Below are 25,220 nucleotides of genomic sequence, written 5' to 3'. Positions count from 1 at the left end.
TCGATCTTCCGCATAACATATGCGAAAGGACGGGTGTCAAGAATACAACAGACGCATTAGCGGACTAAATTCATATATCAATTTAGCAATAGAATAAAATAAAACAAACAAAATAACAGTCATTACCAAAATAAAACAGATATATTTAAGTGTAAGTCGAAAGGCTGCATCTGATTCTTTATTGCACGCAACAACTTTAGTTTGCATTACTAAATCACCAAGCCTTTTTCCAGAGTTACAAAAAAACAAGATTATTTCTATAGGCCACAAAATATAGAACATATTTCGTAATATCAATCTTATATTGGAAGGAACTGAGTCACTCTTCTCTGAAAGAATACACAATCCTGTCCTTTGTTTTCCAATACTTCTTCCACCATTCACGTCTTTACAAAACAGAAAGCTATAGATTAGAGCTAAAGCAAAACTCATCCAAAGCATACTATTATTAAACCAAACACTTATTAGAAAAACAGAAAAACTCATTATAAATAAAACAATAATATCTATAACGAAAGCTTCAATCCTTTTATTCATTATATTCATAACAACTGACTTTTTATATAATACACATATTTGACATTATCAATCTCTCCACCATTTTCTTATTTTGAGCACTATTCTACATAATATCAAACCGGCGATCCCAGAGAAAAAACATCCAATACCATTTTCCCAATCTCCAATAAACATTAACGCAAATGCGTAAATAATAAGAAAGATTCCAATGACAATAAAAAGAGGTACAAATCTGTTAAACATGTTAATGATTTATTTTAATTACTTGTCGAATAATAAATTACCTAATGCATCCCATAATTGGTTCAGATCGATACTAAATTCAATCCCAATTATACCCTTTGCTTTTACACTCAAATCTACAGTTTTTGTTGCTGATGTTTTTTGTGTTTTACCTACCTTACGATAATTCTGATCAATAGGAGTAGTTTCTGTATTGCTATCCGACCCGGTAAATTTAAACAATTATACTCAATATCAGTAATCTTTTTGTCTAAAATTGCGGTGGAAAAACATACCCTGATATAAATTGGTGATTAGCCAACTTTAATCAGGGTAATGCATTTAGAATTTAGCTTCAATGTAGCGACAAATTAGAAAATACGATACAGGAATAAATGTAAAAAAAATATTAGTACCCATTTTATAATTATCCGTTTTAGAACAGAATATTGTTTATACTTTTTATCTATTTCCAGCAATTTCTTAGAGGTAATCCAGTAGTATTTGATAATACATAGAATTGTGACTACAAATCCTGTCCATAATCCAACTTTGGCGCTTTCGTATTTCATGACATTTACACTAAGAGACACTTCATTTTGTATCAAATGTATTGCATAAATGGGGTCAGTCCGAAAACCCTGTGGGCATAATATTTTGAAAAATTCCAATATTGCAATGTAAGAATACAGATTCTTTTAAGGCATTATAAATTAAGTATGTCAGACAACCGCTTGATTGGGTACCAGTATTATAACTCATCGTTTACGCTTAATCACCCACAGGTTTTTAGGACTGATCCAATATAATCTCTGTGGGTACTAAGATCTTTATTCAGTTTTTACAAACCTATATTCATCCAAATTATCCGGGTCACCAATATACTGAAAGAAGTACCACGGTGATCTATTTTTTAATAAACCTTGCCCCGATACTATAAATGGCTCATAAATACATAAACTATCTTGCCTTATGACTATATTATATTCATCATGCCCAAGATCATCCTGTGCTCTTATATACCATTTGCCATCAAAACTGGCAAATGACTCCTCTGAATAATCATTTAGCCTAGCCATATCCAACATTTTAACAAGACATGTGCTATCCTCATTCAAGACAATTAACCCTCCGTCTTTAGAGGTCCACGTACCAACAAAATCAGCCTTTACAGGTTTATCCATCGCACATCCAATAAAAGTTATTACGGTAAGCATAAAGCCTATAATCCGTGAAAAAATAAATTCACTCATACTAAAATTTTAAAGTTTCTATCCATTGAAAAGTTTGTGTAGTCTCTGGCATTGGTCCAGATTCGAAGAATTTATTTACTCGATTCCCTATATTATTTTTCCCAAAATCAGTATATCCAAGAACCGGCGGTCTTGTTCCAGACTCTATTGTAGAGCTATTAGATACAACAAACTTCACCACAACAATCCCTGTACTTCTATATAATGAAATCAAATGCCACTTCAATCTATAAGCTCCTAAATATGTCACAGCTAAGTTAACTGTTGTTCCTAACGTCATCAAAATAGAGTAATCTTTTAATGCATTTAGAATTTGGCTTCAATATAGCGACAAATTAGAAAAAACGATACAGGAATGATACCGTCTTCATCGGCAACCACACGATTGTTGCCCTGATAATCCTGAATGAAGTAATGATACTTATTATCGTTCAAAGAAACATAGCCAGTCTCAGTCAACAACAATTTGGCAACACCATTTTCATAGAACACATTGCCGCAATAGTCCGTAACGGTCGTATCGTTTCCTATCACGTGCGTGGTGCGGAGCTTTGCTCCGTCCGCAGCATACAAGAAAGAAATGCTATTCCCGTTTTCGAACTCGATTCGACTCGGTAAATTTAAACAATTATATTGAATATCAGTAATCTTATTATTTAAATCTTTTGTCTGATTACCATTCGTAGCATATTAGAGAATATAAAATACCCTGACACAAATGGACTATTTTCTCAGTCAACTTATATCAGGGTAAGACACAAACAGGGAGTAGATAAAATCTTACTTTTTAAAACCGAAAAATTAATTTCCTCCCACTACCAAATCTTCAATATACCAACAAAAGAAATTATTATCAGGGGCAAAAAGACGAAAAGAATCTCTTTCTCCCTCCGGACACATCCTCGAGTCTACAATTACCATTCCTGGAATACGATCAATTCTGTAATAAAAAGTAGAATCCAGTACACGTTTATTTCCAAATAATATGGAATCTAAAGATATGGCACGGATTCTGATTTTCAAACTGTCTCTATTCTTTTTCTCAATGTCAGCAAGATGCATGCCTCTTGCGGCATCCATCATGTTAGTCATTGTACTTTCTACACAATTGGTGTAATAAGTATCACTAAATAATAGTGTATCATTTACCCACAATTTAATGTAATCTTCACCATTACGATCATTTGGCTTTCTATTTACAAAATTTACATAAATAGAAAATACATCTTTTCCTTCATGTGTACAGCATGATAATAGTAATAGCACAGTAATAAAAATCAGAATCTTTTTCATCCCCTCAATTGTTTTTTACCCCACCAATTTCTTCGTAAAGGAGAACCTTGGTGCAGGCGTTTATGAATATAATTATCTCTAATCATTCTTATCTGATCATGATTTAGCTGAGTAGCATTGTTGTAATCACCTTTAAATAGCCAAACATAATAAGCCTGCATCATTAAATTATTCCTATCTCGTGGATCATCATTCAGATGCCCTAGCCCCCCGGTATGTCCCAATTCATGCGCAACGGTTCTACCATTTCTACCTTGTTGCATCTCTGCTATAAGATCAGTTCCTAACCGGATACCTAATCCGGATAGATAAGAATCCGCAGCTATCTTATTTTCTTTCAATCCGGTGTTTCTAAAATCTCGCTGATTCACAATCTGAAGAATATGGTCTGAATCATTAATTTCGTCTACAGAATTCACCACTCTCAATTTGAAGTCCATTTTAGAAACAAAATCATTATCATTTATACTGTATATACTATTTATCTGTTCTGTTATGTTGGTCGCCAGTTTTTGCATATCAACGTTCCGCATATTGGAATTGTTATACAGCACAGCATTCACAGTTATATGATATTCTATTTTTTTAGTTTCTTCATTGTAGTGTGTTTGAACACGCCAATCTGCACCATCGGGATCAATTCTACCAATAGGTTCATTGCCACAATAATTATACGGACTTAACGAATAATATTTCTCTGCCATCGGATCCACCACATGCCATCTACCCAATACTGCATCATAATGCCTTGCCCCATAATCATACCAATCCAAACCACCTTTCCTATCCAGTTCCTTGCCGTTATACTTATAAGGCTGAACAGAATCGGAAGATGAAGCCATCAGCCCACCGAAAGGATAATAATCGTTTCTTTCCTCTACCTTTCCATCTTCGTCTACAACCACACAATTGTTTCCTTGATGGTCTTGGATAAAGTAATGATACTTATTATTATTCAGCGAAACATAACCATATCCGGTCAAATTTCTCCGGAACTCCATTTTCATAGACCACATTGCCGCAATAATCTGTAATAATAGTATCACTTCCGGTCATGTGCGTTGTACGAAGTTTCACTCCGTTGGCATCATAAAGATAAGAGATACTGTTTCCATCCTCAAATTCTATCCGACCCGGTAAATTTAAACAATTATACTCAATATCAGTAATCTTTTTGTCTAAAATTGCGGTGAAAAAACATACCCTGATATAAATTGGTGATTAGTCAACTTTAATCAGGGCAATATAGTTTTTTTAGGGACTATTTCTAATGTAATTACTCTGCTTTTTCCTTCGATAAAATATAATCATCTAAACGTCCGGCCGAAATTCCTTTTTCCAAATCTCCTATTGTTAAAGTCTTTTTTTCTTTATGTCTATTAAGCCATTTGTAAATAGAATAAAAATAAACTTCTTTTGTGAAATACTTGGAAAAATTGAAATTCGAAATATCAACAGAGAATCGATCGCTATAGTCACATAGAAACTCTTCTGCATCATCACCATATATATACAAGTCTTCTTCTAATCTAGTAGAAGTATTAAGTTTTTCCCTATTCTTTATCCAAGAATAATTGAGGATAAAATCTATTAAGTCTTTATTATTCATTATACATTCCAATTGTTGTTACATTATTTCTAGCATTCTCAAAAAAAGAATCAGATGGACTGGTTATAAAATCTTTGATAATACTATATCCATCGTATATTGTAAAAGCTACGCCTAAAGGCATCAAGATTTTTCCTGCTACACGTCCTAACTGTCCTCCTAAAGAGGTTGCTTGGGGTAGTCATTTGACAGTAGAAGTGTTTCCTAAATATTTTCTGAAAATTAAAGAAGCTATAGATGTATTATTGGAAGCCTGTAAAACTCTTCGGCTTTTTGACCATATAGCTTTTGCCAATTTTGAATTTTTAGGTATAATAGGTGCTGTAGACACAGTTAGGACAGGTCCTCTTAGTTTTATTAATTTTTCCCAAGCATCTGCATTATCCTTAGAAGTGCTAGGATCAAGCTTAGGTGTAGTTTCCACCACACTATCTACTTGAGGTTTAGAAGGTGAATTATCATCCCCATTGCTATCTCTGCTACCCTTTCCTATCCCATACTCTTGCCACACGCTCTCCCACGAAACTTCATTCCCGTTTTCATCCTCATATCTTTCCTTGTCCCAGTTGTATGTGGACGCCATTCCGGTTGGATCTGTCCGATTGACAGGATTATTGAAGCAGTAATTGTATGGATTGACGTGTTCCCATGCTTCTGCCAAAGGATCCGGACCGATAAATCTTCCCAATAATGGGTCATACTTCCTCGCACCATAATCATACCAATCCAAACCACCTTTTCTATCCAATTCCTTTCCGTTATACTTATAAGGTTGAACAGAACCAACAGAAGAAGCCATCAGACCGCCGAACGGATAATACTCATTCACTTCCTCCACATTCCCATCTTGGCTTACAACCACACGGTTGTTTCCCTGATGGTCTTGAATGTAGTAGTGGTATTTCCCGTCATTCAACGATACATACCCATATTGTGTCAGTAATGTTAAAGGTACTCCATTTTCATAGACCACATTGCCGCAATAATCTGTAATAATAGTATCACTTCCGGTTATGTGTGTTGTACGAAGTTTCACTCCGTGTTGGCATCATAAAGATATGAAATGCTATTACCATCTTCAAACTGTATCCGACATGGCAAATTTAGAATATTATATTGAATATCGGTTATCTTTATTCAAATCTTTAAATAGGGATATTCAGTAAATGTTCCTCTTTCTAAAAAATTAAGAGAAAAGCTTTGCTTTACGTGAGCTTTTCTCTTGATTTTTTCGTTCAACTCTCCCAGTCTTCTATCTTTTTTGTAGAATATTATTTACATATTCTTGTTTTTTCCTTCCCACCCATGCATTATGTACATGTCTTTTTTAGGGGAAGTTAAAACCTCTCCTGTTTTTCCTCTTATTTTGATCCGATTATGCTGCCTTTCTTTTTTTCTTTTCGACCTTTTCTATCATACATAACGCATTGGCTGTATGTATCCCAAAGAAAATCCAAAATACTTCCGTTTTCCTGTTTCTAGCTTTTATCCTGGCCAGTGAGTAATGTTGTTTCTGCGTTCCAAAACTTCCTTCCAGGCGGGTAGCTCTTTCACGGCTGAGTTCCGACCGTAAGATTTTCCGAAGCGGCTCATCTTTGGCAGCTCTGCCCTTACGCTTAAAGGAAGTACTTATATGATATTTTGTACAAAATTTCCGGTTGGCATTATTGGCATAGATTGAATCCGCCGCAAGCGCCTTAACCCTAACCCCGGTCAGTTGTTGTTGCAGATGAATACAGTCTTTCAAACGTACTCCTTCGTTAAAAGCCTTAAAGGAGATATGTTCTATAAAGGAGATTCCGTCTATCTGTATATTGTTGACTTTGGCTCCGAATTCAACGGATTTGGTTTCCTTGCCTCTGATAATGGGGCGAAGGTAATGCCGGTCGATACTCACGATACGGTTGGACACTTTTTTGCCTGCAAATAAATTCTTCCCTTGCTCAAGGACCGTCTGTATGACCGAGAAACGTCTTTGGTAATCAGAGGATAATGTAAGCCTGTTCCTGTAGGATGAATGAAGCTGCTCCAGCTGGTCAAGTAACTTTTCCAATAACTGAAGTAACCTGCGTGTAATCATACGAGTCTGTGATTTCTTGCGTTTACGCAGTTTGCTATAAGCAAGATAGGCACGGCGTACATCAAGATACTTGTTACGGGGACGTTGTATATGCAAGGTCTGGCAATGTTTGCACAGATGACGATGAAGCCATACAATACCTTCCCATAAGAGTTTGGTATCAGTAGGAAAACGCAGATGACTTTCATAACAGGTGGCATCGGTCATACAGACATGAAGGTTCTCAAGATAAGGTTTCCAATGCTCGGCAAGAATGAGCTGGAGGGAGTCAACGTCAAGGCGATTCGCTAGTTCCTGACGAATTGCACTAACGATTTTAGGATTGGTTAGTGGATGAAGCGGATCAATCTGAACACCACAAAATAACTGGTAATGAATATTACCGTTTAAATGCTCAATCAGTTGTGCATCGGAAAAGTTGGTATAGGACTTCAAGACCATCAAGGCTATTTTACCTTCAGGAGAAAGATAACTTTTACGCCCCAAAGGAGAGGACTTCAAATGCATTTGTCGGGCCAGTTCCGAGAAAGGGAACAGAGAATGGAGTCGACCTAATTCACTCGTTGCAAAACTTTGACGATATTTTTTAAGCATATCGAACTCGGTAAAACCTAAACTAGGTTCGATTTCTGAGATTTTTTGTATCTTTACCATGTGTTTTTATTTTTAATTACCCCCGTTTTGGCCGTCAAACCGTTTTTTGGGGGGAATGCTTAAAGATACAAAAAAGGCAACTAACTCGCAATGAATTAGTTGCCTTAAATTTTATTATTTTAGGAATATCCCTAGGTACGCTGCATTCCGCCTGCAGTAAGCTTTGTCAACTGTCCCAACGAATTCTCTTCATCGTGACGGTAGACCAAGACAGGCTTTATTAAGACATTTTACAACCATTATAAAACAAGTTACCTTCAATATAATTAATCTTCGACCAATTTACATGAAGGTAAAACTCTTGACTCTAAATGGATTTTTTATTATACAAAGTTAAGAAATCGCCTAATTCCTTGGCAGTCTTCAATAAATCTCTTATACTCAAAAAAACATGAAATTCTAAGTTACTCCTAATATTTTCTATATCACTGATTCCTCCTTCTAAAGAAATTATTTCTGCATCCCTCCATGAAAGTTTTATTTGCCACGTTCCTTCTAAAGGAGCAAAGTATATGATTTTTATTTCTTTCCTCAGAAAAGATATCAAATTTTCTCTAAACCTATATAATTCATCAACAAAAGAATAAGTATCAGTAGACACTTTAAATGTTGCATTCTCAATACAGAGTCTATACTGGAAATAATTATAATCACTATCATCATTATATTTAAAATTGAAAAAACGAATAGCAAATGATCTATCGCTGTTTATAATACTTATATTACTCATACGATTTATTGCATTATGAAATTATTTATCTCATCTATCAATTCTGGTAGGAACGTTTGATCAAAATAATCATTTACAGTCAGATTATTTCTTGCACTCAATTCTCTAATCCAAAAACGTTGATAAATGCGTCCAGATTTTTCTCTCCTTAATTCTATCTTTATATCTTCATCGGATGAAGTAAATACAACAACAAGAATATTCTGTTCGAACAATTTAGCCAGATTTTCTTTAAAGTCAATTAACTCACTCAATTCTGTTTTTATTCTAATTGATGCTTCAAAAATTGATTTTGAAACTTTCACATCAAAAGATACAAGACCAGCTTCCTCAACACCAATTATATTTAAATCAGACCATTGCATTACAGGTTCTCTTTTCCAATTATAAAAAAACACTTCTTTCATACTGTTTATTGTTATATCTATGCATACAAATATAATATGTATTATAGACTACTAAATATTTTATTGTAAAATAATTGAGTTTGCTAAGAGCCTGTTTAAAAATGGTTGAAATGAAATTTTAAGAAGGTTTCTGTATCTGCCCAATAATATATCTTTATTTGAAGTGAGCAAACTTATAATAAAGATGTATCTGACAGATTTAACGGAAACCGAGTGGCAATATATAACAAAAATGCTGAACCTGCAAACAAGAAAGCGAAAATATGATTTGGAATGCCATATTTTATTCTGTAAAAACGGGGTGTCAGTGGCGTATGCTTCCCAAAGAGTTCCCCAAATGGGAATCAGTTTATTACTATTATCGGAAATAGGCTTCTCTTGATGTTTTCGATTTGCTTCTTGACAGATTACGTAGTCATGTCCGGGTAGAGTGGAGTCAAAACATGAAACCCAGTGTAGGCATAATAGATAGCCAAAGCGTTAAATGAGGCAATAACCAGCCTCTGAACGGAGTTGATGGCAATAAAAAAGTGAAAGGCGTCAAACGCCATATTGTTGTAGACAAAAATAGCTTCCTTGTTGCAGTGATGGTTACAGTAGCCAATATTCATGACAGTAAGGCTGCTTATCCGCTAATGAGAGTATTGAAAGAACTTTGTTCGGGAATAAAAGTCATATTGGCAGGCGGAGGATATAGGGGAGAGATTATTGAGAACATCAAAAATAAATTCGGTTATGTAATTTAGGTGGTTATTAGCGCATACAAAGAACTGGGATTCAAACCTATTCACAAAAGATGGATTGTGGAAAGAACGTTTTCATGGATGGAAAATGACAGGAGACTATGCAGAAACTATGAACTAACATTCGATTCGGCAGAGGAAATGGGGGGCAAAATTTCAGAGATAAAATTATTATTGAAATGCTCCCCAAAATCCTAAATGGCAGGAATCATTCAGATATATATATACAGAATCTATTCTATCATTTATATTATAATGACAATATATTCGCAGACTGTCATTTGTTTTATTAAACAAAGATATATATGCTATTTTATGACAACTACTAAAGCATATCAACAATCCAATTATATAAGCCAGTTTACGCATAATATTTACAATTAGAAATTAAGTATCTCCAATTTATTCGCTCCAATTCTTTTCATGCAAATCTGTTGACGAAAATAACACAAGAATATCCTCTCTCGTCACTGATATACAACAAACAAATATTGACTCTTTATCTTTAACGATCATGACAATTTATCATCTGTTTAAAATTATCAGCAAAATCTAAATAAGATTTTAATCCATTATTAATTTCATAAAGTCTATCACCCTCCTCTAACAATCGCCCCAAAGTATCTGCTTCAGAATCTTCTAAATGAGAAGCAGCAGAGAACTTTTTAATGAATTCATTTATGCATTCTAATGCGCGCTCACTATTGCCCCGTAAATAATGAAGTATTGGTAGTACAAACTCTCGTGCTCCCCCATATTTCCCTATTTCCATGCCGTAAACCACCTCATCTCTATCCACTAGCTTTTCCATATAAGGAATTCCATATTCTATAATAGCATCAACCATCGCATTAACCTTTTCGGCTATATTATCTTCACTCAACATAAATTTCCATTCTATATAATCTCTTGCAGGCATTAAATAGCCAATAGGCGAACACAGCATAGCACCCACATAATCAGGATATTTAGACACCCCTAAATTTCTTAATTGCATCTCTAGTTCTGATACATCTTTGTATACGATTCCAGGACTCGGGCTCAAATAAAGAGCGTGTTTTTCTCCATGCGTAGCAATACTAAATCCTATGTTCTGAATTGTTTTCTCATCAGCCATTCGCACAAAATAATTATATCCTTTTTTCTTAAAACCATACTTATCCAATCGTTCAGAAAGTATTGTCATTATTCTTTTCATTTGTTCTTTCATTCTCTATTTTTGTATTTAAAACGTCTTAATTACAAATATAGTCTATATCTTTGAATGCGTACCAAAATTCATGAAAATTCCTTCATAAACTCCGATACGCATATTATATAAATTAAAAATAATGCTTTATAACAATTATATAATTACCAGAATATGGTTTTCCTATAATATTTTTAAATTGAGGAACATTCAATGCATTATTCCCAACCGGTATAAATCGTGGATTATTTTGGATTAATTTAGGCAAATTAATCGTTTGGTTAGGAGTAAATCCCGCACCAAGGCCATTTTTGACTTCAAATAAATGCAAATTGCCATTTAGTTCACCTACAAAATCAAATCTATTACGTATCATAACTGTTTTACCATTAGAAAGAGTATGAGGCAATTCCACACTAACTTCTCGTGAATAAACACTTCCTCCATTATCTACAAATTCTTTCATCGCTGCTTTCACTCCCAACTCTCCTTTGTCATAAGGAGTCGTTATTTTATGATTTAGCAATGGATCACTTGACATTGGCGTAGCATCCTCTATTGAGAAACAAAGTGCCCCAGGATGTTCAACCGTATTTATTGGTGTATTCTTTATCGAGAACGCATTCCTTCCCGGAGCGATATTCTGTCCAGTCCAAAAGTTCTGCCCTTTAATAAAAGACATACCACCACCAATCAATCCACCTGTCACACTACCTGCGATAGAACCATAAAGTGCACCATTAAGACCATTGGAAAAAGCATCAGAGATATTTCCTCCATCTACTAACGTATTACCGAAGCCAAGCGTGAAACCCGATGTCGCACCACCTACAAAACCACCGATAGCACCACCTATAAATCCTGCACCACCGGCTATCCCACCGGTAACAGCACCAATAGCACCGGCAGCAGCACCAACTCCGAAATACCCTAAACCCTGCCAAACATTATCTATATTTTTCCAATGGGTTGCCACATTGATTGCACCGCCAATAACAGCAGCACCTATTACAAACCAAATAAACTCCCCATTCTCATCCACATAACACAGCGGACTATTCATACAATAGCTATAACGATTGAAAGCCTGCGTATAATCAAGCATCTGCACATATGGGTCAGGACTGAGGAAACGCCCCAATACGGGATCATACAAACGGGCATTCATATTTATCAGCCCGAACAGAGGCAAATGTTCATGTCCGGTAAAACCTCTGCCCAACATCAAACTCGGAGCACTCTCATTTGTATATGCCTCATGAGTCAAAGGACTACGCCTACAGCCCCAGGCGTCAAAGCTGTTTTCCTCCACCACATTTCCTTGCATATCCGATATTTGCAGAATACTACCCAAGTAATCACGGTGAATGAAATAAACAGAGGTACGACCGCTTTGCTTTACCAGTACAGCAGGGGCATCGTAATAATCACCACCTAAGTATAATCTTTCCTGCGTACCCGTACTGTCAATATCCAATTCATAATTACCACCCCAATAATAGCGTGCCAGCAGTGTCGAATCATTCACAGAATACTGCATACATATACGGTCGTGATTGGCATTATACGTCAACACAGCTTTCTTTCCATCCTGCGTGATAACAGAAAGACGCTCACCGGCAGTATAGGTGATGTCAAGTTCAGACTTCACCGGATTGTCTTCAACAGGAGCCAAACCCGTCACGGCATAAGGATAGTTCGGATTGGTATAAACCGTTGTCAAGTCAGGTGTAATTTGCTTCACGACACGTTGTAGCCATCACTCATACATGGTGAACTTTTCCGTGTCATTAAGAGCATCCTGCACAGTCCTTATTCTTTGAAAGTTCCTTATAAAACAAAAAGCAGGAAGAAAACAAGCCCTGTTCTCTTCCTGCCATCTTATCCTAAACAAAAGATTTTATTCCCGTTTACTCAATATTTCCACGACTAAATCTATGGGCAATAGCATCTTACTCCAGCATGAGACTGCAGCGTCATAACCACCGCTCTCCGCTTTTTGTGCGGTGTCAAAGATATACAGTCCACTCCCCCCCACAGTTGTGCCTTTACGTTCGGGAGAACGTGTACTATCAAAATAACCCACCTTATTACCTACTTTTAAAAAGGCAACTTTCTTCCCCACAAGATCAAATTCTTCTGGGTTGATTTTAAAGATAAAATTAAGATATTTCCCTTCATATTCGTTGAGTATCGCAGATTCATCCACCCCCATTTTGTCTATATTATCCAATATATCTTCCGGGATTTCCTGAAGATTATGGACTTGCAGTTCATACATTTCTCCATTCATGCTATCTCTATTTACAACGTATTTATGTATGCAGGAACATCCTAACATAAACATTGCAAAACATCCTAATATAAATAATCTTTTCATACTTTTATGGTATTTGGTAAATATATGGACTTGAATAAATTCCTATTTGTCTGATTAATAATTGAGCATTCAATAAGTGAGGGTGGAACATATATATGTTTGGAACTCCTGCAGCCCATAGCCCTCTCGAAGTATGCCCCACACAGCTGTTCAAAAGCAAATCCCACCGAGTAATACCAGATGCGTATTTACTCATAGCCGCCTTGCTAATATTATTCAATCTTATAGTCCAAGTGCCTTTCTCACCCAAATAAGTTGGCCATTTCGTATCTGCAACCTTTATAGAGTTACTCCAAGTTTCAGACAAACTACCAGAAACTTTTTCAACTTGATTATTAGGACCTACAGATATTAATGTATTCCCCTTTTCATCTGTTACAGCACTGTGCCCCCACCAATCATTTGGTTCTCCATTCACATCAACTCCTTTGGTTTTTGCAGAACTTACATCAATGTTTTGTCCATCTCCTTTGAAAAGTGAAATAGCATCACCCACATTCGCCAACGCTCCAAAACCATATCCCAAATTCTCATACCACTTATTCCCTTTCTTACCGAGATATCCAAAATCCCCATTCGTAAAGTCATAAGAGACTGCACCAAAGCTAATTGATATCGGTGTTTGCCCACCAGTATAAGCCCAAGTACCTACCGAGTTAACAAGTGAAGAACCAGCTATAGCCGCAGTGTTTGCCATTGGAATCCCCGAAGTCGCTATCGCTCCCCCTACACTACCTGAGACACCGCCTACAACAGCACCACCAAACATATATCCCCAAGTTTTACCGGAGTTCCAATCCCATTTTGCTGGGTTATATTGCCCTTTGTTAGCTATAACACCACCTGAATACATACCTACTGCTGCACCAATAATCACAGGAATAAACCAAAACTCTCCATTCCGATCCACATAACACAGCGGACTATTCATGCAATAACCATATCGGTTGTACGCCTGCGTAAAGTCTGGCATTTGTACATACGGGTCAGGACTCAAGAAGCGACCTAACACCGGATCATACAGCCGGGCATTCATATTAATCAATCCAAAGAACGACAGATGCTCGTGTCCTGTGTATCCGCGACCTAACAGTAACTCGGGCTCAGCGCCTGTCACAAAGACCGCCTGATTCGCAGGATTGCGTCTGCATCCCCAAGCATCAAAACTGTTTTCTTCCACTATGTTGCCCTGCGCATCCACTATTTGCAAAATACTGCCCAAATAGTCACGGTGAATGAAGTAAATGGAAACATTACTACCTTCTTTCACCAATACCGCAGGAGCATCATAATATCCGCCACCAAGGTACAACTTTTCTTTCGTTCTACCAACAGTTTCATCAACTTCATAATTACCACCCAAATAATAGCGTGACAACAGTGTCGAATCATTCACAGAATACTGCATACGTATACGGTCGTGATTGGCATTATACGTCAACACAGCTTTCTTTCCATCCTGCGTGATAACAGAAGGACGCTCACCGGCAGTATAGGTGATGTCAAGTTCAGACTTCACCAGATTGTCTTCAACAGGAGCCAAACCCGTCACGGCATAAGGGCGGTTCGGATTGGTATAAACCAGTTCCCCGGCATCACCCTTCCAACGAATATTACCATAATTATCATAAAGAACGGCATTATTACCGTAAGAACACAAACGATTCAATTCATCATAATCAAAATCCTCCGGCAGGTTTCTGGTTTCATCCGTACGATTTTCAAGATTGTTATTCGCCACATTGAAACGGTAGCTGTGGTCGAACACTATACCTCCATCCACACGGGTGATGCTGCGTCTTACAGGCAGTCCCCATTCATTAAACTCGTAGGTACGCTGCATTCCGCCTGCAGTAAGTTTTGTCAACTGTCCCAGCGAATTCTCTTCATCATGACGGTAGACCAGCGTTCCGTCTGCAAGACGGACTTCTGTCAGGAAACCGTTGCGGTAAGACAACTCTTCTGTGGTCAAAGCACCGTTTTGAGAGATATAAGCAATCGATTCAGGCAGTCCGTCGGTTGTATAACTGTAGGCTTTCTGCAACCATTTGCCATCCGGAGCTTCTTCACGCTGCGTTTGCAGTCTGCCATACTCATCGTAAGTATTATACAGAGCGCTGCCATTGCTTGACACCGCGGAAAGCAACAGGTTTTCCGTGTCGTCATAGGTATAAACCGTTGTCAAGTCAGGTGTTATTTGCTTCACGACACGTCCGTAGCGGTCGTATTCTTTCACTAATTCACGACCATCGGCATCAGTTTCTTTGCTGACATTGCCGGCTTTGTCATATCCCGTCCGCCGGATACCGGCACTGGGATCTTTAATGGCAATACGACGGCCATACTTGTCATAATAGAAACGGGTTTGTATATTTCCTGACATGATTGCCACCATCGGCTGCCCGTCGGGACGGTAATAATAAGCAATACTTCCCGCTTTAAATAGCCATAATACATTTTTGTTACAGGCTTACCTACTTCAGTAACGGTTACAACATACAGTCCCAGTTCTCCTCCGTTGTTCCACACAACAATCTATTCCTCTACTTTTCCATCACGATAGAGATTTTTCGCCAAGTCTCTCCAAGCAGTATACTCATCTCATACGAACGATACCCCTTTTATGAACGGTGCAACTCTGAAGCGAATCAATTGATGCATCGTGAAAAAATATCAGATAAAAATACCCTAATATAAATTGACATTCAATCAAATTATATCAGGGTAAAAGTAACAGTTCAGCGATTACAAGAAAGAGAAATGATTGGTAATCAATATATTGCTAAAATACAAGCAGCTGAGTTTAGCTATAAAAAGAATAATTTGATAAGATTTTTATTACAATCCATTTTATAAGTATTTGAAAATCAACAACAACGAATCACTGAACAGTTACAGGTAAAATATAGAATATTAAATTCTGTTTACTTGTTGATAGTTCTCCACAACAATAATATCTATGTCAGGAAAATGCAAAGCAGCCGCTTCAAGTACATATTTAACATCTTCCCAAACCAATCCACCTAGACCCGCACCGATTTTGGGCATAGCTATTGCTGTAATATTTTGTTTTGTTGCAGACTCAAGCATCTTCCAAACTGAAATTCTCAAAGCATCCAAAGTTGCTTTCGTTTTCCAATCTTTCTGTGTACCTAAATTATATACATATTCATCGTTTAATCTATATTCAAAAATATCTCCTAACATTAGTGTCCCGTAAAAGTGGATAAATAGTTCTTTGAAATAATTGAAATATAGTCTATTAGATACTACTTTTTAGGCGCGACGATTTGAAATCATACCTTTGAGGTCAATTAAGGTGACCTCAAATGAACCAAGATAAATATGTTTTCGCTCAGTTAGTAGAATTCTTGAACAATGATAAGTTCAGAAGACTTGTAGACAAGTATGATGGCAATCGTTATGTGAAACATTTCACTTGCTGGAGTCAGTTACTTGCAATGATGTTCGGTCAACTCAGTAATCGTGAAAGTCTTCGTGACTTGATTGTAGCTTTGGAAGCACATCAAGGAAAGCGTTATCATTTGGGATTGGGTCGTGAGCCCATTGCCAAAACTACGCTTGCATCTGCCAATCAGAATCGGGATTACAGAATCTTCGAAGATTTTGCTTTCTATATGATGAAGGAAGCATGTGAAAAACGATCGACTCACATCTTGGATATTCCAGGAAGGAAGTATGCGTTTGATTCCACTACAATTCCTTTATGTTTGGCTACATTCCCTTGGGCGAAGTTCCGTAAGAAAAAAGGTGGAGTTAAGGCTCATGTCCTTTATGACATAGAAGCACAACTTCCAGCCTTTTATACAGTAACTACAGCATCCAGGCATGATTCAACAGAAATGTCCGCAATTAATTATGAGCCAAATGCTTATTATATATTTGACAGAGCGTATGACTCGTTTAAAGAACTTTATCGGATTCATCTTACAGGTTCTTTCTTTGTAGTCAGAGCGAAGTCTAATCTGAAATGCAAGTTCTGTAAATGGAAGCGTAGAATGCCGAAAAATATCCTTTCAGATGCGGAAGTGAAACTGATAGGGTACACTTCTGGAAAGAAGTATCCTGAATCATTCAGAGTCATCCGTTTCTATGATGAAGAGGATGATCGTGAATTCACATTCCTGACGAATGCCAAACACATATCTGCACTTGATGTTGCCAATCTTTATAAGAAAAGATGGTTCGTGGAACTTTTCTTCAAATGGCTGAAACAACACCTTAAGATAAAAAGGTTCTGGGGTACTACCGAGAATGCGGTTCGAATACAGATTAGTGTTGCTATCATCACCTATTGTTTAGTAGCTATTGTACAATATGATATGCAACTGAATCGTTCAACTTATGAGGTCTTGCAGATTCTTAGCATCTCATTAACAGATAAAACGCCTTTACAAGAGCTGTTTAATAAGACTAATTTCAATGATGTCAAAGAACAATTTAATCCCCTTATTCCGGGATTATTTGATTAATTAATAACTCGTCCCGATTTTAACGGGACACTAGTGATCTCCTAATTTAAACGCTCCATCTTTACATAACTTTTTATACTGAAGATACATATTAGGATACTTACGTCTAAATTGCAATGCGATACCTTTTCCCATTGCACCAGCGCAATTACAACCATGTGCATAACAGTGTACATCAGGTAATGCGAAAATATCCCCATATTCTATATAGTTAATCATATTCTAAAAATTTAAGAGCCTGTTTAAAAATGGTTGAAATGAAATTTTAAGAAGGTTTCCGTATCTGCCCAATAATATCCTTATTTGAAGTGAGCAAACTTATAATAAAGATGTATCCGACAGATTTAATCGGGAATAAAAGTCATATTGGCAGACGGAGGATATAGGGGAGAGCTTATTGAGAACGTCAAAAGTAAATTCGGTTATGTAATTTAGGTGGTTATTAGCGCATACAAAGAACAGAGATTCAAACCTATTCACAAAAGATGGATTGTAGAAAGAACGTTTTCATGGATGGAAAATGACAGGAGACTATGCAGAAACTATGAACTAACATTCGATTCGGCAGAGGAAATGGGGGGGCAAAATTTCAGAGATAAAATTATTGAAGAAAGGGACTATCCATCTAATTGTGTAAATAGAAAACTACGGGATTTTTCTCATAGTTTTTTTATTTATGTATTAACTTTGTAAAAATCAGATTTTATGGACATTCCTAAAGAATTTTTAAGTAAAGAGTTTCTGTCCCAGTTTAAGACAGGCGAAGATGTGACTGCTTTCATGAAAGAGCTTCATACTCGTGTTTATGAACAAATGCTGGAAGCAGAGATGGATAACCATTTAGGTTATGAAAAACACTCCAATCAAGGCGATCATAGTGGCAACTCCCGCAATGGTAGTTATAGGAAGCAGATTCAAACCGAGATGGGTAAATCTGTTATTCAGGTTCCTCGTGATCGGAAAGGAGAATTTGAGCCTATTGTTGTTCCCAAGCATCAATCCCGCGGCTTATCAATCGAGCGTCTTGTCATCTCTCTTTATGCCAAAGGTATGAGCGTCGCTGATATTGAGTCGGAAATGCAGGAAATATACGGCATTAACCTTTCCACCTCCGCTATCTCCATTATCACCAATAAAGTTAGCCAGGCTGCAACAGAGTGGCAGAATCGTCCTTTGGACAGTTTATATATGATTGTCTGGATGGATGGTATCGTATTCAAAGTCAGAGAAAACGGCAAAGTGATCAACAAGACTGTTTACCTATGTGTAGGTCTGAATAAGGAAGGTTTGAAAGAAGTATTGGGTATGTGGATTGGCAAAAATGAGAGTGCCGCTTTCTGGATGGGCGTTTTAACGGATCTCAAAGCCCGTGGTGTAGAAGACATTCTGATTACAGTTACTGATAACCTGAATGGATTTACGGAAACCATCAAGAGTGTATTTCCTGCCTCTACTACTCAAATATGTGTGGTACACCAAATTAGAAACTCCTGTCGCTATGTCGTCTGGAAAGAAAAAAAGGAATTCACTGCCGATTTAAAGAACATCTATAATGCACCTACTAAAGAAGCAGCTGAGATGGAGTTGGATAACTTTGAGCAAAAATGGGGTGCTAAATATCCATATGCGATACGCTCATGGAGAAATAATTGGGAAGAACTGACCGTGTTCTTTGATTTCCCCGTCGAGATTAGAAAGATTATCTATACCACTAATCTTATTGAAAATCTAAATGGGAAAATTAGAAAGTACACCAAAAATAAGCTATCATTTCCAAATGATGATGCACTGAAAAAATCTGTCTATTTGGCCATTAACGAAATTGAAAAGAAATGGTACCAACCTATTTGGAATTGGGCATTGATATTTAACCAATTTATTACTATATTTGAAAACAGGATTCAAGTATAAAACCCGAATCCTGAAGTTTTCTATTTACACAAAATTGTGGACAGTGCCTGAAGAAAATTTAAACAGGCTCTTATATCTTTGTAATCGACAGACAATCACAATCAAACTAAAACAATATACAAAGTACAATTTCAAGAATAGCTATTTGTATAAATGCAAGATAATAATTTATCTTCAATGCTTATACAACAAGCCAAGTTTGGATAAATACTCAATGACTACATCCGCTGCCCCTTTCCTTTTCTTGTCTACAGAACGATAATGTTCAAGCAATTCAGGCGATTCTTTTAAAAATTCTTCCATATACTCAGAAGTAATACGCTCTACTTTATTGCTGTTAGATGATATAATATAACATGACTGACTTTCTAGCATATCCGCAGCAACAACAGCTCCCCCTACAAGACCAAAAAGCCCTCCTTGCACTACTTCACTTTTACCAACCGTCATAGAAACAAAACATATTTTTTCTTCTCCCAAACGAAATCCGAAAGCATAGCCGTTTCCCAATCTATATTTTCCATACTTCAAAGGGCGGCAATTCACCAAAAGAGTATCATTACAAATAACAAAACGTGCTTGTTTCTTCAACAATTTATCAATCTGACCATCTCCTGTCAGCAATTTGAAATCAGCCCCGCCACCCCAGAATTTATTTCCCAGCGACCTAGTTTCAATTTTCAATGAGTCTAAATACGACCATTTATTATCCATATAATCGGAGAAAGTAAATGTGTATTTTCCCTGAGCAAAAAGGTTACATACCCCCATTAACAACACCGACAACATTAAATACCATTTCTTTTTCATTTTATTATACCTCCATTACAAAGACTATTCAGACAATAGCGGAAAGATTATCCTAAACTTAATGCAGCTTGTAGTATCTTTACCATTGATTAACAAGTTATAAATATCCTCTTTTGTACGATAAACAACCATACTTTCATTAGTCTGGATTGTCACACTATCCATATAGCTTATAAACCGATCCGGTATTTTTTTCCAACTAATAAAAGGAGTCATATACTGTCTTAATAAAAAAGAATCATTAGGTTCCAAATATATAGTGTCCGCAAACAACATCTTACCATAATAGCATCGAACTGTTGTTACACTATTAGTCTTATTCAAAACGGAAATAAAAATTCCTTTATGACAACTCGTCATAAGAATAACCGTAAATACAACATAAAAAATATTTTTCATATAACATATTTCTTATATATTAGAGGAAACAAAAATAATGAATATATTTCCTCTACCAAAGTTCTCAGCATTAAAAGAACAAATAGATGGTAGCAAATTTGCATAATGACAAGGCATAATTGTACTACCATCTATTTTTTAATATAATTATCTTATAAAATGCTGGTCCTTTCTATCCATATCATTCTCATAATTTCTAGCGCCATTCTCTAGAGGAGATTTACCATGCCCATATTTAAGATATTCATACGTAATCTTTCCATAAAACTTAGCCCATCCACTCTCATTTTGCTGCAGAATATGTTTGTTCTCATGATATCTAGTACTTCTTTGCATTATGTCATCTACATCAGACCTCACATACATATTTCTTCCTATTGTAAGCCCTAATCCCATTCCTAGCAAGTCAGCTATTCCTCCACCTCTATACAATCCTTCTACACCATAAGATTTATTAACTTTATAAGGAGCACCAAACACCACATTCATAGCAATACTTCTACCAGCTCCACTAACAGCACCTCCTAAAGCACCCTGCCATATCCTGTCAACATCTTGTTGCATAACAGCATTTACCGTACCAGAGACAAGTCCAGTTGCAGTTCCTTTCAATGTATTATAACCAATCTCAGTCAAACCATTTATTAGTTTACCACTATTCATCCCTTTAAAAGAAGGTATTGCAGATCCAATAGCAGAACCACCTACGATGGCAAATAAATCACTCCAACTAGTATCGTATCCGAACAGAGTATTTGTCACTGCCGTATTAGCTATTCCACTAATCATGTTATAGCCTACAGTATTACCAAACGTACCCATAAAAGACATACTTCCCATAGCACCAAAAGCACCTCCCAAAGCACCACCTGCTGCACCGACACCTACAGACTTCCAAAAATTTCCACTATTCCAAGGTTGCCCACTTACCAAAGTAGCCAAAGAATAAGTAGCAGCAGAAGCCGCTGCTCCAATAACAGCTCCCCAACATGCACCATCTATTACCGCTCCTACCGGCCCAAGAATAAGACTAAAAAAGAACTCCCCATTCTCATCCACATAACACAGCGGACTGTTCATACAATAGCTATAACGATTGAAAGCCTGCGTATAATCAAGTATCTGCACATACGGGGCAGGACTGAGGAAACGCCCCAATACGGGATCATACAAACGGGCATTCATATTTATCAGCCCGAACAGAGGCAAATGTTCATGCCCGGTAAAACCTCTGCCCAACATCAAACCCAGAGCACTCTCATTTGTATATGCCTCATGAGTCAAAGGATTACGCCTACAGCCCCAGGCATCAAAGCTGTTTTCCTCCACCACATTTCCTTGCATATCCGATATTTGCAGAATACTACCCAAGTAATCACGGTGAATGAAATAAACAGAGGTACGACCGCTTTGCTTTACCAGTACAGCAGGGGCATCGTAATAATCACCACCTAAGTATAATCTTTCCTGCGTACCCGTACTGTCAATATCCAATTCATAATTACCACCCCAATAATAGCGTGCCAGCAGTGTCGAATCATTCACAGAATACTGCATACGTATACGGTCGTGATTGGCATTATACGTCAACACAGCTTTCTTTCCATCCTGCGTGATAATGGAAGGACGCTCACCGGCAGTATAGGTGATGTCAAGTTCAGACTTCACCGGATTGTCTTCAACAGGAGCCAAACCCGTCACGGCATAAGGATAGTTCGGATTGGTATAAATCGTTGTCAAGTCAGGTGTAATTTGCTTCACGACACGTTGTAGCCATCACTCATACATGGTGAACTTTTCCGTGTCATTAAGAGCATCCTGCACAATCCTTATTCTTTGAAAGTTCCTTATAAAACAAAAAGCAGGAAGAAAACAAGCCCTGTTCTCTTCCTGCCATCTTATCCTAAACAAAAGATTTTATTCCCGTTTACTCAATATTTCCACGACTAAATCTATGGGCAATAGCATCTTACTCCAGCATGAGACTGCAGCATCATAACCACCGCTCTTCGTTTTTTGTGTGGTATCAAAGATATACAGTCCACTCCCCCCCACAGTTGTGCCTTTACGATCGGGAGAACGTGTACTATCAAAATAATCAGCCTTATTACCTACTTTTAAAAAGGCAACTTTCTTCCCCACAAGATCAAATTCTTCTGGGTTGATTTTAAAGATAAAATTAAGATATTTCCCTTCATATTCGTTGAGTATCGCAGATTCATCCACCCCCATTTTGTCTATATTATCCAATATATCTTCCGGGATTTCCTGAAGATTATGGACTTGCAGTTCATACACTTCTCCATTCATGCTATCTCTATTTACAACGTATTTATGTATGCAGGAACATCCTAACATAAACATTGCAAAACATCCTAATATAAATAATCTTTTCATACTTTTATAGTATTTGGTAAATATATGGGCTTGAATAAATTCCTATTTGTCTGATTAATAATTGAGCATTCAATAAGTGAGAATGAAACATATATATTGTGCAGAAGCATAACAGGCGGTAAGCCCTTTATAGTTGGCACTACTTTGTAGCAAGCCGATTGATATATCGTAAAAGTCCCTGATATAAATTATTTGAATGTCAATTCATATCAGGGAAAAAACTATAAGAGAATTCTGAGCATATATCCTATTGATCCTCTTCTTCTGGTGGATAAACCACCGTCCAATTCATTCGCTCCAAGTCTTCCAAGGTAAGTCGATACACATGAAGGATAGGAACGTATTTGCGGATGGTGTCGCAAGGTTCGGAATGATATTTCCAAAATGTATCACAATCCATAATCAGATACTGGATATATTTATAAGTCTCAAAATAATCATACCAACCAGCAGGATTCCGGTAACAATCCTCCCATCCCCAGTAAAAGAACTTAAACAAAGAATCAGCCTTAAGATCGTAAAACAAACCGTAATGACATAAAATCATAGAATCTTCTTGTATGTTTTCGGGATAAGATATCTGAATGGAGATATCTATATCCGAATTATTGACGAGTGTCATATATGGAGGTCCTCCTTTATAGTTACGACAAGCACATAACACCGTGGAGACTACATACATCAACATGATAACTTTTAAATGTTTCATTACTTTTCTCTTATCATTGATATTATTTAATATTTTAACCAAAACATACGCAATTTTAACCAAAACATACGCAATGTCATATTGGAAGATTTTATAGCACCGGATTTATTATAATCATAATAAGTTCCCTTACTTCCAACCCCACTACCATTCACATCCAACGGATTCTTATAAAAGTTCCAACCTTTAGTCAAATTCCCAAATTGATAAAGTTTTTTATATTTTTTATAGTCCTCTTCCGACGTATAAAACCCTTCTATCTTATTCTTAGGATCATTAAAATAGTTGAACGCCCTCCTATTTGCATCCTGCTCAAACTTCTTTAAACTATGGTCGCCATTTCCGGCAGCACTCTTTATACTCGGTATTCCTACAGTAGGAATATATCCCAGTCCCATTTCCTGACTTTGCAAATAATGTCCATACTCATGTTGGAAAAGATAGTTGTTTGGGTCTGCCTTGAGATTTCTATTGCCAGTAATATAACTGCTCAATGTTACAGCACCAGAACCCCAATTGGCTCCACGTGATACCGTAGCACCACCCCAGTAATCGACTTCATCCACTTGACCTGCCCAATTGGAAATAGTAGCATAGCTAAAACCCAAAAAGGTTTGCACACCCTGCCAAGTGAAACGAGAAATCATCTCCCAGACTTGCCCCCCTAAATTTTTCCGGCTGTCGGTGGTAAACAAACCACCCCATATTTTCACTTCATTCACTCCGCCTTGCCAACCTGTTTTAAACGGATTCTTACCAGTGAATAACCCTTTGAAGAAGCCAAATGTATAACCTAAGAAAAACTCTCCGCTTTGGTCCACATAACACAGCGGACTATTCATGCAATAACCATATCGGTTGTACGCCTGCGTAAAGTCTGGCATTTGTACATACGGGTCAGGACTCAAGAAGCGACCTAACACCGGATCATACAGCCGGGCATTCATATTAATCAATCCAAAGAACGACAGATGCTCGTGTCCTGTGTATCCGCGACCTAACAGTAACTCGGGCTCAGCGCCTGTCACAAAGACCGCCTGATTCGCAGGATTGCGTCTGCATCCCCAAGCATCAAAACTGTTTTCTTCCACTATGTTGCCCTGCGCATCCACTATTTGCAAAATACTGCCCAAATAGTCACGGTGAATGAAGTAAATGGAAACATTACTACCTTCTTTCACCAATACCGCAGGAGCATCATAATATCCGCCACCAAGGTACAACTTTTCTTTCGTTCTACCAACAGTTTCATCAACTTCATAATTACCACCCAAATAATAGCGTGACAACAGTGTCGAATCATTCACAGAATACTGCATACGTATACGGTCGTGATTGGCATTATACGTCAACACAGCTTTCTTTCCATCCTGCGTGATAACAGAAGGACGCTCACCGGCAGTATAGGTGATGTCAAGTTCA

General features: G+C 37.2%; 22 protein-coding genes and 3 pseudogenes. 4 read left to right on the top strand and 21 right to left on the bottom strand.

Going from position 1 to position 25,220, the window contains the following annotated elements; all coding sequences use genetic code 11:
• Positions 1-36 precede the first annotated feature (36 nt).
• From CLIN57ABFB40_RS17335 to CLIN57ABFB40_RS17285, 11 genes and pseudogenes are all read right to left on the bottom strand, one after another.
• A complete protein-coding gene (locus CLIN57ABFB40_RS17335) occupies positions 37-546 on the bottom strand; it encodes an RDD family protein (protein WP_175630567.1) in 510 nt (169 codons plus the stop codon).
• Positions 547-1,571: 1,025 nt separating this feature from the next.
• The gene (locus tag CLIN57ABFB40_RS17330) at positions 1,572-1,994 is read right to left on the bottom strand and encodes a hypothetical protein (RefSeq protein WP_175631262.1); all 423 of its coding nucleotides are present in this window, start codon (positions 1,992-1,994) and stop codon (positions 1,572-1,574) included.
• 1 nt (position 1,995) lies between these two features.
• Entirely contained in the window at positions 1,996-2,277 is a 282-nt protein-coding gene (locus CLIN57ABFB40_RS17325) for a hypothetical protein (protein ID WP_175631261.1), read from the bottom strand.
• A gap of 71 nt (positions 2,278-2,348) precedes the next feature.
• Positions 2,349-2,684: pseudogene (locus CLIN57ABFB40_RS17320) on the bottom strand (RHS repeat-associated core domain-containing protein); the annotation flags it as partial.
• 111 nt (positions 2,685-2,795) lie between these two features.
• Entirely contained in the window at positions 2,796-3,287 is a 492-nt protein-coding gene (locus CLIN57ABFB40_RS17315) for a hypothetical protein (RefSeq protein WP_175631260.1), read from the bottom strand.
• A 626-nt stretch (positions 3,288-3,913) separates the two neighbouring features.
• Positions 3,914-4,478 (bottom strand): annotated as a pseudogene (locus tag CLIN57ABFB40_RS20390) (RHS repeat-associated core domain-containing protein); the annotation flags it as partial.
• Positions 4,479-4,563: 85 nt separating this feature from the next.
• A complete protein-coding gene (locus CLIN57ABFB40_RS17305; protein WP_175630569.1) occupies positions 4,564-4,896 on the bottom strand; it encodes a DUF1493 family protein in 333 nt (110 codons plus the stop codon).
• 583 nt (positions 4,897-5,479) lie between these two features.
• A pseudogene (locus CLIN57ABFB40_RS20385) lies at positions 5,480-6,052 on the bottom strand (RHS repeat-associated core domain-containing protein); the annotation flags it as partial.
• Between the two features lie 219 nt (positions 6,053-6,271).
• Positions 6,272-7,630, bottom strand: coding sequence for a transposase (locus tag CLIN57ABFB40_RS17295; RefSeq protein WP_175631259.1), 1,359 nt, complete (start codon positions 7,628-7,630; stop codon positions 6,272-6,274).
• A gap of 307 nt (positions 7,631-7,937) precedes the next feature.
• A complete protein-coding gene (locus CLIN57ABFB40_RS17290; RefSeq protein WP_175631258.1) occupies positions 7,938-8,360 on the bottom strand; it encodes a hypothetical protein in 423 nt (140 codons plus the stop codon).
• Between the two features lie 5 nt (positions 8,361-8,365).
• On the bottom strand, positions 8,366-8,767 hold the full coding sequence (locus tag CLIN57ABFB40_RS17285; protein ID WP_024988820.1) for a hypothetical protein: 402 nt from the start codon (positions 8,765-8,767) through the stop codon (positions 8,366-8,368).
• Positions 8,768-9,030: 263 nt separating this feature from the next.
• On the opposite strand from CLIN57ABFB40_RS17285, the gene CLIN57ABFB40_RS20615 reads away from it, so the two are divergent.
• Positions 9,031-9,138 (top strand): transposase, encoded by a 108-nt coding sequence (locus tag CLIN57ABFB40_RS20615; RefSeq protein ID WP_410489615.1) that lies wholly within the window; start codon positions 9,031-9,033, stop codon positions 9,136-9,138.
• Between the two features lie 159 nt (positions 9,139-9,297).
• The gene (locus CLIN57ABFB40_RS20380; protein WP_254871805.1) at positions 9,298-9,513 is read left to right on the top strand and encodes a transposase; all 216 of its coding nucleotides are present in this window, start codon (positions 9,298-9,300) and stop codon (positions 9,511-9,513) included.
• 502 nt (positions 9,514-10,015) lie between these two features.
• Here CLIN57ABFB40_RS20380 and CLIN57ABFB40_RS17275 read toward each other — a convergent pair.
• The 5 genes from CLIN57ABFB40_RS17275 to CLIN57ABFB40_RS17255 all read right to left on the bottom strand — a co-directional run bounded on the left by CLIN57ABFB40_RS17275 (position 10,016) and on the right by CLIN57ABFB40_RS17255 (position 16,286).
• Positions 10,016-10,720, bottom strand: a complete 705-nt coding sequence (locus tag CLIN57ABFB40_RS17275; RefSeq protein ID WP_254871804.1) for a hypothetical protein — start codon at positions 10,718-10,720, stop codon at positions 10,016-10,018.
• 112 nt (positions 10,721-10,832) lie between these two features.
• A complete protein-coding gene (locus CLIN57ABFB40_RS17270; RefSeq protein ID WP_175631257.1) occupies positions 10,833-12,443 on the bottom strand; it encodes an RHS repeat domain-containing protein in 1,611 nt (536 codons plus the stop codon).
• 156 nt (positions 12,444-12,599) lie between these two features.
• Positions 12,600-13,079 (bottom strand): hypothetical protein, encoded by a 480-nt coding sequence (locus CLIN57ABFB40_RS17265; protein ID WP_175631256.1) that lies wholly within the window; start codon positions 13,077-13,079, stop codon positions 12,600-12,602.
• Positions 13,080-13,083: 4 nt separating this feature from the next.
• Entirely contained in the window at positions 13,084-15,462 is a 2,379-nt protein-coding gene (locus CLIN57ABFB40_RS17260; RefSeq protein WP_175631255.1) for an RHS repeat domain-containing protein, read from the bottom strand.
• Positions 15,463-15,992: 530 nt separating this feature from the next.
• Positions 15,993-16,286 carry a macro domain-containing protein gene (locus CLIN57ABFB40_RS17255; protein ID WP_175631254.1) on the bottom strand — a complete coding sequence of 98 codons (294 nt, stop codon included), beginning with the start codon at positions 16,284-16,286 and terminating at the stop codon, positions 15,993-15,995.
• Positions 16,287-16,408: 122 nt separating this feature from the next.
• Here CLIN57ABFB40_RS17255 and CLIN57ABFB40_RS17250 point away from each other — a divergent pair, with 122 nt between their 5' ends.
• Positions 16,409-17,572 carry an IS4 family transposase gene (locus tag CLIN57ABFB40_RS17250; RefSeq protein WP_175628393.1) on the top strand — a complete coding sequence of 388 codons (1,164 nt, stop codon included), beginning with the start codon at positions 16,409-16,411 and terminating at the stop codon, positions 17,570-17,572.
• A 705-nt stretch (positions 17,573-18,277) separates the two neighbouring features.
• Positions 18,278-19,483 carry an IS256 family transposase gene (locus CLIN57ABFB40_RS17235; RefSeq protein WP_175628958.1) on the top strand — a complete coding sequence of 402 codons (1,206 nt, stop codon included), beginning with the start codon at positions 18,278-18,280 and terminating at the stop codon, positions 19,481-19,483.
• A 174-nt stretch (positions 19,484-19,657) separates the two neighbouring features.
• Here CLIN57ABFB40_RS17235 and CLIN57ABFB40_RS17230 read toward each other — a convergent pair whose 3' ends face one another.
• The 5 genes from CLIN57ABFB40_RS17230 to CLIN57ABFB40_RS17210 all read right to left on the bottom strand — a co-directional run.
• Positions 19,658-20,293: a DUF6563 family protein gene (locus CLIN57ABFB40_RS17230; RefSeq protein WP_175631252.1), complete on the bottom strand. Its 636-nt coding sequence runs from the start codon at positions 20,291-20,293 to the stop codon at positions 19,658-19,660.
• 546 nt (positions 20,294-20,839) lie between these two features.
• Positions 20,840-22,453: an RHS repeat domain-containing protein gene (locus CLIN57ABFB40_RS17225; protein WP_175631251.1), complete on the bottom strand. Its 1,614-nt coding sequence runs from the start codon at positions 22,451-22,453 to the stop codon at positions 20,840-20,842.
• A gap of 156 nt (positions 22,454-22,609) precedes the next feature.
• Entirely contained in the window at positions 22,610-23,089 is a 480-nt protein-coding gene (locus tag CLIN57ABFB40_RS17220; protein WP_175631250.1) for a hypothetical protein, read from the bottom strand.
• Positions 23,090-23,336: 247 nt separating this feature from the next.
• Positions 23,337-23,798 (bottom strand): hypothetical protein, encoded by a 462-nt coding sequence (locus CLIN57ABFB40_RS17215; protein WP_175631249.1) that lies wholly within the window; start codon positions 23,796-23,798, stop codon positions 23,337-23,339.
• Between the two features lie 26 nt (positions 23,799-23,824).
• Positions 23,825-25,220: RHS repeat-associated core domain-containing protein (locus CLIN57ABFB40_RS17210; protein WP_317167744.1), on the bottom strand; the 1,396-nt coding region annotated here is incomplete at its 5' end.

This window comes from Bacteroides acidifaciens, assembly GCF_903181435.1.
In the GTDB taxonomy this organism is placed as follows: Bacteria; Bacteroidota; Bacteroidia; order Bacteroidales; family Bacteroidaceae; genus Bacteroides.
The sequence above is the reverse complement of the archived record's forward strand: the minus strand, read 5'-3'. Positions and strand labels throughout refer to the sequence as shown.